The 10,543-nt window shown below is 71.1% G+C and carries 14 protein-coding genes and 1 pseudogene; 11 read left to right on the forward strand and 4 right to left on the reverse strand.

Annotation, left to right across the window (positions count from 1 at the left end):
• On the reverse strand, positions 1 to 299 hold a 299-nt coding region (locus BM093_RS33180), incomplete at its 3' end, for a transposase (RefSeq protein ID WP_143105680.1).
• Between the two features lie 50 nt (positions 300 to 349).
• Between BM093_RS33180 and BM093_RS33185 the strand changes: the two genes are divergently transcribed.
• Positions 350 to 508 carry a helix-turn-helix domain-containing protein gene (locus tag BM093_RS33185; protein WP_093356980.1) on the forward strand — a complete coding sequence of 53 codons (159 nt, stop codon included), beginning with the start codon at positions 350 to 352 and terminating at the stop codon, positions 506 to 508.
• Positions 509 to 1,031: 523 nt separating this feature from the next.
• Here the strand turns inward: BM093_RS33185 and BM093_RS36385 are convergent.
• Both BM093_RS36385 and BM093_RS33190 read right to left on the reverse strand, forming a co-directional pair.
• Entirely contained in the window at positions 1,032 to 1,199 is a 168-nt protein-coding gene (locus BM093_RS36385) for a hypothetical protein (protein ID WP_177238867.1), read from the reverse strand.
• Between the two features lie 101 nt (positions 1,200 to 1,300).
• Positions 1,301 to 1,888, reverse strand: coding sequence for a response regulator (locus tag BM093_RS33190; RefSeq protein WP_093356983.1), 588 nt, complete (start codon positions 1,886 to 1,888; stop codon positions 1,301 to 1,303).
• A gap of 477 nt (positions 1,889 to 2,365) precedes the next feature.
• Here BM093_RS33190 and BM093_RS33195 point away from each other — a divergent pair, with 477 nt between their 5' ends.
• The 10 genes from BM093_RS33195 (at position 2,366) to BM093_RS33240 (ending at position 10,255) form a co-directional block, all read left to right on the forward strand.
• Positions 2,366 to 3,757, forward strand: a complete 1,392-nt coding sequence (locus BM093_RS33195) for a Rieske 2Fe-2S domain-containing protein (protein WP_093356986.1) — start codon at positions 2,366 to 2,368, stop codon at positions 3,755 to 3,757.
• Positions 3,754 to 4,401, forward strand: a complete 648-nt coding sequence (locus BM093_RS33200) for a 3-phenylpropionate/cinnamic acid dioxygenase subunit beta (RefSeq protein WP_093356989.1) — start codon at positions 3,754 to 3,756, stop codon at positions 4,399 to 4,401. The genes BM093_RS33195 and BM093_RS33200 overlap by 4 nt, the downstream gene beginning before the upstream one ends.
• Complete coding sequence (locus BM093_RS33205; protein WP_245773974.1) at positions 4,398 to 4,712, forward strand: hypothetical protein; 315 nt, start codon at positions 4,398 to 4,400, stop codon at positions 4,710 to 4,712. Before BM093_RS33200 ends, BM093_RS33205 begins: the two co-directional genes overlap by 4 nt.
• Positions 4,709 to 5,494: a 3-(cis-5,6-dihydroxycyclohexa-1,3-dien-1-yl)propanoate dehydrogenase gene (gene hcaB, locus BM093_RS33210; RefSeq protein WP_093356993.1), complete on the forward strand. Its 786-nt coding sequence runs from the start codon at positions 4,709 to 4,711 to the stop codon at positions 5,492 to 5,494. The genes BM093_RS33205 and hcaB overlap by 4 nt, the downstream gene beginning before the upstream one ends.
• Before the next feature lie 23 nt (positions 5,495 to 5,517).
• Positions 5,518 to 5,715, forward strand: coding sequence for a ferredoxin (locus BM093_RS33215; protein ID WP_093356998.1), 198 nt, complete (start codon positions 5,518 to 5,520; stop codon positions 5,713 to 5,715).
• Positions 5,715 to 6,962 carry an NAD(P)/FAD-dependent oxidoreductase gene (locus BM093_RS33220; RefSeq protein ID WP_093357002.1) on the forward strand — a complete coding sequence of 416 codons (1,248 nt, stop codon included), beginning with the start codon at positions 5,715 to 5,717 and terminating at the stop codon, positions 6,960 to 6,962. The genes BM093_RS33215 and BM093_RS33220 overlap by 1 nt, the downstream gene beginning before the upstream one ends.
• Positions 6,959 to 7,735, forward strand: a complete 777-nt coding sequence (gene phtC, locus BM093_RS33225) for a 3,4-dihydroxyphthalate decarboxylase (RefSeq protein ID WP_143105681.1) — start codon at positions 6,959 to 6,961, stop codon at positions 7,733 to 7,735. The genes BM093_RS33220 and phtC overlap by 4 nt, the downstream gene beginning before the upstream one ends.
• 19 nt (positions 7,736 to 7,754) lie before the next feature.
• On the forward strand, positions 7,755 to 8,441 hold the full coding sequence (locus BM093_RS33230) for a class II aldolase/adducin family protein (RefSeq protein ID WP_093357005.1): 687 nt from the start codon (positions 7,755 to 7,757) through the stop codon (positions 8,439 to 8,441).
• Positions 8,438 to 9,433 (forward strand): substrate-binding domain-containing protein, encoded by a 996-nt coding sequence (locus BM093_RS33235; protein WP_093357009.1) that lies wholly within the window; start codon positions 8,438 to 8,440, stop codon positions 9,431 to 9,433. The genes BM093_RS33230 and BM093_RS33235 overlap by 4 nt, the downstream gene beginning before the upstream one ends.
• A gap of 147 nt (positions 9,434 to 9,580) precedes the next feature.
• Positions 9,581 to 10,255 carry an IclR family transcriptional regulator gene (locus BM093_RS33240; RefSeq protein WP_093357014.1) on the forward strand — a complete coding sequence of 225 codons (675 nt, stop codon included), beginning with the start codon at positions 9,581 to 9,583 and terminating at the stop codon, positions 10,253 to 10,255.
• Here the strand turns inward: BM093_RS33240 and BM093_RS36390 are convergent.
• A pseudogene (locus BM093_RS36390) lies at positions 10,225 to 10,543 on the reverse strand (IS110 family transposase); the annotation flags it as partial. The gene BM093_RS33240 and the pseudogene BM093_RS36390 overlap by 31 nt on opposite strands.

Genomic DNA, 10,543 nt, shown 5'->3' on the forward strand with positions numbered 1-10,543 from the left:
GTTGAGTCCAAGGAAGCAGCCTTGAGGATCTCGTTGGCCCGCTTGAGCTCCGCGACCTCCCGGCGCAGCCGCTTGACCTCCTCGGACTCCTCAGTGGTGGTGCCCGGCCGGACACCACCGTCGATCTCGGCTTGACGGACCCACTTGCGCACCGTCTCCCCGGTGCCGACCCCGAGCTTGGCGGCGACGGCGTTCATCGCCGCCCACGGCGAGTCGTAGTCCGACTCGACCTCGGCGACCATGCGCACCGCCCGCTCACGCAACTCCGGCGGATACGGCGGCTGGGAACGACGTGTCATGACTCCATCTCCTCAGAAGATCAAGTCTCCCGACACGCCGGGGCGGTTCAGTGGAGCTTCGCCAGCTGCGTTACTTCGCCGAGGTGGCCCACGTCGGCTCCTTCCTGGGCGCCGCCAACCGGCTCGACGTGGCCCAGCCGTCGCTGTGGCGTCAGGTCAAGGCGCTGGAGGCCGAACTGGGCGTGCCACTCTTCGAGCGCTCGTGGTGAGCCCTGTTCGGGTACTTCCGGCGGTGCTCGGCTAGATGCAGGTTTGGGGGGCGGATTGGTGTCAGCACAGCGACCGCAGTGGCGGTCGGCGCTCGGTGCTGGCCGTCGGCAGGGCCGCTCCGACCTCCGTCGTGTTGTCGGGGCAGCCTTCTGCCCGTCTGGAGAAGCTGCGACCAAGCGGCGTCGGGGGATCCGCCGTGGTAGTCCCTTCCCCCGCCACCACGGACTTCCTTACCAGCTGGTCCGGCACGTCGTCAGCCCGTAACGCCTGTTGCGGTCCGGGCGAGCCGGCCATCGGTGGCCTGCCCGAACCCCTTCCGGGCGGGGCGAGCCGTCCTCATCACCGCCTACCAACGCGCAGTCTGTCGTCCTTGTTCGGGCTGGAGGCCAGGACGCCCGCTGCTGTGCGGAGTCGTGGCTCAGCGGCGTGACCGCCAGCGCAGCGCGACGACTGTTGGTCCGGCCAGCACGACGACAACCATCACCAGAGCCAACCAGTCCGCGGGCAGCAGGACCCCGAGGATCACCAGCACGGCGAGCAGGGCGAGGGCGTCGTCGAACGCCCGCGGGCCAGCTCGGCACCGAGCCGCGGGGAGTCGGCGGCCAGCCCGCACCCGATGCCCTCCAGGGCGCGGCGCTCCCGCTCGTTCAGCGGGCGGGGCTCGTCCGGGCGCGGCGCGGTGGACGGCATCGGCACCTCCTCCGGGTGGGCGGGCCACCATGCTCCGGCCTCGCGGTGCGTGGCGGTATCGGGCCTGGCCCCCAACTTCCGACGGGTCGGTGCTGTAGGCGTCAGGGCTCCACGAGACCGGCGCGGATCGCGTACCGGGTGACGTCGAGGCGGTCCCGCAGGTGCAGCTTGTGGAGGATGTTCGCCCGGTGCCGATCGACGGTCTTCGCGCTGATCACCAGCGTCTCGGCGATCTGCTTCGACGAGTGGCCCTCGGCGATCAGCTTGACGATCTCCTCCTCGCGCGGGGTGAGCAGGGTGTCTGGCAGCCCGTTGTCGGAATGCAGGTAGAGCCGGATCAGCGCGGTCACGGCGCTCGGGTACAGGAACGGCTCGCCGCGCATCGCCGCCTGGCAGGCCTCCAGCAGGTCCCGGTCGGCGACCGGCTTGAGGACGTACCCGCAGGCCCCGGCCTTGAGCGACTCGAACAGGTACTGCTCGTTGTCGTGCATCGAGAGCATCAGGATCCGGACGTCGGGGGCTCGCCGGACGATCTCCCGGCAGGCCTGGATCCCGGTGATCCGCGGCATCGCCAGGTCGAGCACCGCCAGGTCAACGCCGCCCGCCGTGGCCGCCTCGACGGCCTCGGCACCGTCCGCGGCGACCGCGACGACCTCCAGGTCCGGCTCCGCGCCGAGGCTCAGCCGCAGCCCTTGACCAGCGCCTGCAGCACGTCTACATCAGGCACCGCACGCCACCATCGTGCGCGCCGTCCTCACCGGCCACTACGGGCGCTGACACCAGACCGTGCACGACCGAACCATCCCTCCCCGGCGCCACGAGCGCACGCGGGAGGGACGTCGTCGTTCTCAGGGGCGTCTATGGATCCTCGCGAAGCCCCAGGCGGCGCCCCGCAACGCTTCGTCGGGCCGATCCCACCCGATGCCGGCGGTCTGATGACCTGTCGGCACGACCACCGGGACGAACTCGATGGGCGACGCGACCGCGCCGTGCACGCCGTACACCCGGTCGGCGCCACGGAGGCGAGCCTAGGCGCCGGCGGGGCGCGGTTCACCGCGCAACCCGGGTGCTGGACCCGGTGCGGGCCGTCTTGACATGGCCTGCATCGTCAGAGATTCTGTGTTAGGGATATGGACTCTGGCAGACAGAATTACAAGGAGTCGTCGATGACTGACCTCGACCTCGTGCTGGGAGATGTGCGGCGGGGGATGGTCCCCGCGCACATCTACAACGACGAGGAGATCTTCCGTTTGGAGAAGGAGCGGCTGTTCAGCCGGGCATGGCTGTTCGTGGGGCACGAGTCGGAGATCCCGCAAGCGGGCGACTACGTGGTCCGACGCGTGCTGGACGACTCGTTCATCCTCTCCCGCGGCGAGGACGGTCAGGTCCGGGCGCTGTTCAACATGTGCCTGCACCGCGGCATGCAGGTGTGCCGCGCCGAGATGGGCAACGCGAGCCACTTCCGCTGCCCCTATCACGGCTGGTCCTACCGCAACGACGGCCGGATCGTGGGGCTGCCGTTCCACAAGGACGCCTACGGCGGCGAGGCGGGCTTCAAGCGTAAGGGGCAGACCCTGCTGCCGGCGCCCTCGCTGGACACCTACAACGGGCTGATCTTCCTGAGCATGGACCCGGACGCCCCGCCGCTGCGGGAGTACCTGGGGGACTTCACGTTCTTCCTGGACTACTACACGCGCCAGTCGAGCAGTGGGATCGAGCTGCGCGGCCCGCAGCGCTGGCGGGTCAAGGCGAACTGGAAGATCGGCGCCGAGAATTTCGCTGGCGACATGTACCACACGCCGCAGACTCACACCTCGGTCGTGGAGATCGGGCTGTTCCGCGAGCCCAAGGCGGAGAAGCGCAAGGACGGCAACACCTACTGGGCGGGCAACGGCGGGGGCACCACCTACAAGCTGCCCCACGGGACGCTGGAGGAGAAGCTGCGCTATGTCGGCTACCCCGACGTGATGATCGAGAAGATGAAGGAGCAGTGGTCCCAGGACCAGCTCGACGTCATCGGTCGCGACGGATTCATGATCTCGGCGGCGTCGATCTTCCCGAACATGAGCTTCGTGCACAACTGGCCCCGGGTCGAGGACTCGGACGACGTGCTGCCGTTCATCTCGATCCGCACGTGGCAGCCCGTCGGGCCGGACGAGACCGAGGTCTTGTCCTGGTTCGCGGTCGATGCCGAGGCGCCCGAGGAGTTCAAGGCGCTGTCCTACAAGGCGTACCTGATGTGCTTCGGCTCAACCGGGATGTTCGAGCAGGACGACGTCGAGAACTGGGTGTCGCTGACCAACACCGCCGCCGGGACGATGGCCCGGCGGTTGCTCCTGAACAGCCGGATGGGGCTGCTGGAGGATGGCACCGAGGTCGTGCCGCCGCTGACCCGCGAGCAGTACGCCGGTCCGGGCGAGGCCCACGTCGGCTACGGCGAGTACAACCAGCGCCACCTGCTCAACCGGTGGGCAGACCTGCTGGAGAGGCCCGCGGAGAAGGTCTCGCAGGTCGAGGTCTCCGGTGTCCCGGCCGACCGGGCGGAGGCGGGGGCATGAGCCTCGACACCGCACCCACCGGTCCGAAGGCCGCCGAGGAGAGGGTCGGTGCCAAGCCCACCGGCAACGGCGGTCGGTACTCGGCGCAGTCCCGCCTCGGGGGGCACGCGCCGCGCACCGAGCGGACCGGCAGGGCCCTGCCGTTCGACGACCCGCGCCACCTGCAGGCCCACCAGTGGATGGTGGAAGAGGCCTACATCCTCGACGCGCAGAATTACGAGGACTGGCTGGACCTGCTCACCGAGGACATTCACTACATCATGCCGGTGCGGGTCACCACGGCCTTGACCGCGGGCTTCGACTCGGCACCGCACATGGCGCACTTCGACGAGAACAAGTACTCGCTGTCGCGCCGGGTGGCCCGGTTCCTCACCGAGCACGCCTGGACCGAGGACCCGCCCTCGCGGCTGCGCCACCACGTCACCAACGTCCGTACCTTCGCCACCCCGAACGAGGGCGAGATCGTGGTGGACACTGCGGTGCTGCTCTACCGCAGCCGCGGGGACGTGCGGGAGGCTTCGGTCATCTCGGCGGGCCGGGAGGACCTCCTGCGCCGGGGGGGCGAGGGCTGGCAGCTGGCTCGCCGCACGATCCTGGTCGACGACTCGGTGCTGCGCACCCAGAACCTGGCGGTGTTCCTGTGACGCGCCCGGCGGGCCTGGAGTGGGAAGGCGAGGCCGAGGACGCCGGCGCCTCCCGAGCCGCGGCGGAGCTGCGCGAGCTCAAGGCCCACCAGATCGGCGAGGCGATCACAGTGGGCAACGAGTTCTCCGAGATTCGGGTCTCGCGGGTCGAGACCCGCAACGGGGCCCGGCTGCTGATCGAGGCGCCGAAGTCCGGGCAGTGGGTCGCGTTGTGCCCCTTGGAGGTCGAGGCGCTGACCTGGCAGAACGCCCAGACCTTCTCCGCAATGATTGGCCACCCTTTCGGCCCGCTGTTCGAGGAGGACGTGTGAGCGACTGGCTCGCCGGCCGCCGTGCCCTGGTCGTGGGGGCCGGGTCCGGCATCGGCCGCGCCGTGGTCGACGCCTTCCGCGCCGAGGGCGCTCAGGTCGCGGTCCTGGAACGGGACGAGGCCAAGTGCGAGAAGCTCGCCGCGGAGATCCCCGGTCTGCCCGTGGTCGTCGGCGACGCGACCACGCGGGAGGCGAACGAGGAGGCCGTCGCCACCGCCGTGGACGCCTTCGGCGGTCTCGACGTGCTGGTGAACTGCGTGGGGGTGTTCGACTTCTACCGTGGCGTCAGCGAACTCGACGCGGATCGGATCGACGAGGCGTTCGACGAGATCTTCCGGGTCAACGTCAAGAGCCACCTGCACTCGGTGAAGGCGGCACTGCCGGCGCTGCGCGAGAGCCACGGCTCCATCCTGCTCACCGAGTCGACTTCTGCGTACTACCCGGGCCGGGGCGGCGTGCTGTACGTGTCCACGAAGTTCGCGGTGCGCGGGCTGGTTACCGCGCTCGCGCACGAGCTCGCGCCGGAGATCCGGGTGAACGGCGTGGCGCCCGGCGGCACGCTGAACACCGACCTTCGCGGCATCGGCAGCCTCGGGCTGGACGAGCGCAGGCTCAACGACACCCCCGGCCGCGCGGAGGAGCTCGCCGCGCGGGTGCCGCTGCAGGTCGCGCTGTCGGGCGAGGACCACGCGTGGAGCTACGTGTTCCTCGCATCCGAACGGGCGCGCGGGATCACCGGCGGGGTCGTGCACCCCGACGGCGGCATCGGCGCCAAGGCCTGAAAGCAGAAGGAGAGGGAAGACAAATGGCGGTCGTGAAGGCCGACCTCGAGGCGTGCCAGGGGTACGCCAACTGCGTGGTCGGCGCGGAGGACGTGTTCGACATCGACGACGGCGGGATCGTCGTGCTGCTTCGCACGACGATCAACGATGCCGAGCGCAGCCGGGTCGAGGAAGCGGCTCGCAGCTGCCCCGTCTCGGCACTCGTCGTCGAGGACCAGTGATGGCCCGCACGGTCATCGTCGGGGCGTCGGTCGGCGGGGTCCGCACCGCCCAGGCCCTGCGGGCCGCGGAGTACGAGGGCGAGATCGTGCTGGTCGGTGACGAGAACGTGCTGCCCTACGACAAGCCGCCGCTGTCCAAGGCGCTACTCGCCGGCACGACGAGCGTCGACAACGTGGGCCTGCTGACCCGCGAGGCCGCGGCGCAGACGGGGATCGAGCTCCGGCTGGGGAGCGCGGCCGTCGGTGTCGCGGATGGGGCCGTGCGGCTCGCGGACGGGACAGAGCTTCCCTACGACGACCTGGTCATCGCCACCGGTGCGCGGGCACGGCCCTCTCCGTGGGGCACGCCCCCCGGGGTGCACGTGGTCCGCTCGCTGGACGACGCCCACCGGCTGGGCACCGCGCTGCGCGCAGGCGGGCCCCTCGTCGTGATCGGCGCCGGGTTCATCGGCGCGGAGGTGGCCGCCACGGCGCTCGGCATGGGGCTCACCGACGTCACCGTCGTCGACCCGGTCGCCGTGCCGCTGTCCCGCGTGCTGAACGAGGAGGTGGCCGGGGTCTTCGGCGACCTGCACGCCGGCCGCGGCGTGACGACGCGGTTCGGTGTCGGGGTCACCGACGTCCGGGAGGCCGGCGGGGCCCTGGAGGTCGTGCTCGACGACGGCAGCGTCCTGCCCGCCGCGACGATCGTCGTCGGCATCGGGGCGATCCCGAACGACGAGTGGCTGGCGCACAGCGGCATCCCGACCGACGGCGGAGTGCTGTGCGACAGCCACTGCAGTTCGGTCGAGGCGCCCCACGTGTGGGCCGTCGGTGACGTCGCCCGGTGGTGGCACCCGGTGTACGACCGCTACGTCCGGCTCGAGCACTGGACCAACGCCGTCGAGCAGGCCGTGTGCGTGGCGCACAACATCACGCATCCGGAGGACCTGCGCAGCCACGCGCCCGTGGAGTACGTGTGGAGTGACCAGTACGACTGGAAGATCCAGCTGGTCGGCCGCACTGGGGGCGACCTGGCCCACGTGCGGGTAGACGGCGCCGATCCCGCGCGGTCCTTCGCCGTGCTCTACGGGGACGGCACGGGCCGGTTCATCGGCGCGTTGACCGTCAACTGGCCCAAGGCGCTGGTCACCTGCCGCCGCGCGCTGAGCAGGCCCTCGACGCCGCCGAGCACGGTGGGCGACGTCCAGGGGCTGCTGAACAGTGCCCGGCAGGCCTCACGCCCGACCGGTGCGGGGGCACGGTGAGCACCGCCGCGCCCGTCTCGACCGAGCTCGGGGCGCTGCGCGAAATCGTGGCGCAGGGCTGCCGGGTGATCGCGGGCCGTGGGCTCGCGGACGGCATCCTCGGCCACATCAGTCTGCGGGTGGACGCGCACCGGCTCCTCGTCCGGTGCCGCGGTCCGCGCGAGCGCGGCCTCGGGCACACGGTCCCCGACGACATCCGGCTCGTCGACCTGGACGGCGCCGAGGGCGCCCCGGGTGAGCTCGACGGCTACGCGCCCCCGAACGAGCTGCCCCTGCACACCGAGGTCCTACGCCGCCGCACCGATGTCGAGGCCGTCCTGCACGTGCACCCCCCCGAGGTGGTCGCAGCCGATCTCGCCGGCATCGCGATCCGGCCGATCGTCGGCGCATTCGACATCCCCGGCACCCGGCTCGCCGCGGGCGGCATCCCCGTCTACCCCCGCGGCGTGCTCGTCCGCACTCGCGGCCTCGCCGCGGAGATGGCCGACGCCCTGGGGGAGCGCCCTGTCGTGCTCCTGCGGGCCCACGGCCTGACCAGCGCCGCGGCCACGGTCGAGCAGGCCGTGTTGCAGGCGGTGAGCGTGGACGGGCTGGCGCGTCTCTCGCTGCGGATCGTGTCCGCCGGCGGCACCCTCGTCGACCTCCCCGAACAGGACATGGCCGAGCTCCCCGACCTCGGCGCAGGCTTCAACACCGACACCGCCTGGCGACACGAGCTCGCCCGGCTCCGCGGGGTGGTGGATCCCGACGGGCTCCCCGCCACTCCCGCCTAGTACGGAAGGACACCAGTCGATGAGCGACGACGCCCGCGACCTCGTGGCCACGGCCTCCCGCATCCTGGCGGCCCAGGGGCACGACGACCTGATCTGGGGGCACGCCTCCGTCCGGGACGACGAGGGATGTTGGATCAAGTCCGCCGAGTGGAGCCTGGGCGAGGTCACCCCGAAGCGGGTGCACCTCGTCGACGGTGCGGGCACGGTCCGCGCCGGGGACGGCCCGCGGCACAGCGAGTACCCCATCCACACCGAGATCCTCGCCGCCCGGCCGGACGTCGGCGCCGTCGTGCACACCCATCCGCCGCACGCCGTCGCCCTCGCGGCGACGGGACAGCCGCTGCGCCCGGTCAGCCACGCGGCGAACATGTTCGTGCCGCCCGCCGTGCCCCGATTCACGGCCACCGCGGACCTGATCGTCACCCCCGAGCTCGGCAAGCAGGTGGCGGCGGAGCTGGGTGACGCCTCGGCCGTGTTCCTGGTCAACCACGGCATCGTCACGGTCGGGCCGGACCTGCAGACCGCCACGGTCCGCGCCGTGGTCCTCGAGCGCGCCTGCTACCAGCAGCTGCTCACCCAGGCCTTCGGCGGCTGGCCCACCTGGTCCGATCCCGTCGAGTCCGCCGCCAAGCGCGAACACATCTACAACGAGCGCGCGGTCGGAGCGGTCTGGGACCACCTCGTCCGACAGCTGGCCGCAGCGTGAGCCGGGTTCCGATCACCCTGGCCTGCTGGGACTACGACCGCACCCGGGCGTTGTCCGACGGGCGGGTGCGTCCGGACGGCCTGGCGCTCACCTACCTGGACCTCCCGGTCGAGGAGACCTTCTTCCGGATGCTGCGGCACCGGGAGTTCGAGGCCGCCGAGATGTCCCTGGCGTCCTACGTGACCCACGTGGCCGCCGCCGCCGAGCCCGATCTCGTCGCGATCCCGGTCTTCCCGTCGCGCGCGTTCCGCCATCACGGCGTGTACGTCCGCGCGGACGACGAGCGGGAGCACCCGGCGGACCTGGCGGGCGGCGTGGTGGGGGTGCCGGAGTACCAGCTGACCGCGAACGTGTGGATCCGCGGGATCCTGGCCGACCGGCACGGGCTCCCCGTGTCCGCGGTGCGGTACCGCACGGGGGGCATGCACGAGCCGGGACGGATCGAGAAGCAGGCGCTGGACCTGCCGCCGGACATCGAGGTGGAGCCGATCCCGGCGGACCGCACCCTCGTGCAGATGCTGCTCGACGGCGAGATCGACGCCCTCTACGCCCCGCGCACGCCCCGCCCGCTGCTCGCGGGGGAGGGGACCGTCCGCACGCTCTTCCGTGACCCGCGGGCCGAGGAGGAGCGGTACGCCGCGGAGACCGGGATCTTCCCGATCATGCACACGGTGGTGCTGCGCCGCGACGTCTACGACGCCCACCCGTGGGTGGCGCGGTCGCTGTTCACCGCGTTCGAGCGGGCCAAGGCGCTGACCGAGGTCCGGATGGGCGAGGTGGCGGCGAACCCCTACATGGTGCCGTGGCTGGTCGACGAGCTGGAGCGGACGCGGTCGCTGCTGGGCCAAGACTTCTGGCCCTACGGCCTCGACGCGAACCGGTCGGTCCTGGAGGTCTTCCTGCGGTACGCCCACGAGCAGGGGCTGACCGCGCGGCGCTGGGCCGCGGACGAGCTGTTCGCGCCCGAGACGCGAGAGACCTTCGTCATCTGAGGGCGACGCGGACGCGGCGCCGGGGCGGCGCCGCGTCCGCCACCCCCGTCCCCGGGTTCGCCCGGGTCCGGGGCGGTCCGCTGCGGTGTTTCGGGGTGCCTCCGACGGTCTTGGTCAGTCGTCCCTCTCGCAGGTAGGGTCTCTGCTGTGAAGAAATCCGATCTCGATGCGACCGCTCTCGCGGGGCCGAGGCCGCCGCAGTACCCGATCGAGTCGGTCGACAACGCGCTCAAGATCCTCCTGCTGTTCGGCGAGCGGTCCGAGGTCCGGCTCACCGACATCAGCGAGTACCTGGGCGTCGCCTCCTCCACCGCGCACCGGATGCTGGCGATGCTGCTCTACCGGGGCTTCGTCCGGCAGGACCCGCAGTCGAAGGTGTACCGACCGGGTAACGCTCTGACCGGGGTCGCCTACTCGATCCTGCAGCGCTTCGATTTCCGCAAAGAGTTGCACCCGTTCCTGGAGCGGCTCAACGCCGAGCTGCGCGAGACCGTCCACCTCGGCCTCCTCGACGGAACGACGGTGCGGTTCATCGACGCCCTCGAGAGCCCGCAGGGAGTGCGGGTGTCGTCACGCCTGGGCATGTCGATGCCGGCGTCGTCCACCTCGACCGGCAAGGCCATGCTGGCCCAGATGTCCGACGACGAGGTGCGCGCGCTGTACCCGGGGGACGAGCTGCAGGGGCTGACGGAGAAGAGCATCCGCACCCGAGTCGAGCTCGAACGGCAGCTTGCCCAGATCCGCAAGCGTGGGTACGCCGCCAGCTGTAAGGAGAATCAACCGCAGCCGGTCTACGCGGGTCGCTCCAGGGTGACGCGGTAGCCGAGGTTGTGGAGTTGGCCGATGAGGCGGTCGCGTTGGCGGTCGGCGTTGCGGCGGGTGAAGTAGTCGCCGCCGAGGTCTTGGTAGTCGCAGTCGTTGGTCAGCAGGTGCCAGCTGATGACCAGGATGGAGTGGGCGACCGCGATCGCGGCCTTCTTCTTCCCGATCCGGCGTGCCAGTCGCCAGAACTGGGCCGAGAGGTAGGTGTCGCGGGTCCGGGCGGCGGACCAGGCGCACTGGGTCAGGATGTCGGTCAGCCAGACGTCGCCCTTGGTGGTCTTGCCCGAG

The organism is Pseudonocardia ammonioxydans (assembly GCF_900115005.1).
Taxonomy (GTDB): domain Bacteria; phylum Actinomycetota; class Actinomycetes; order Mycobacteriales; family Pseudonocardiaceae; genus Pseudonocardia; species Pseudonocardia ammonioxydans.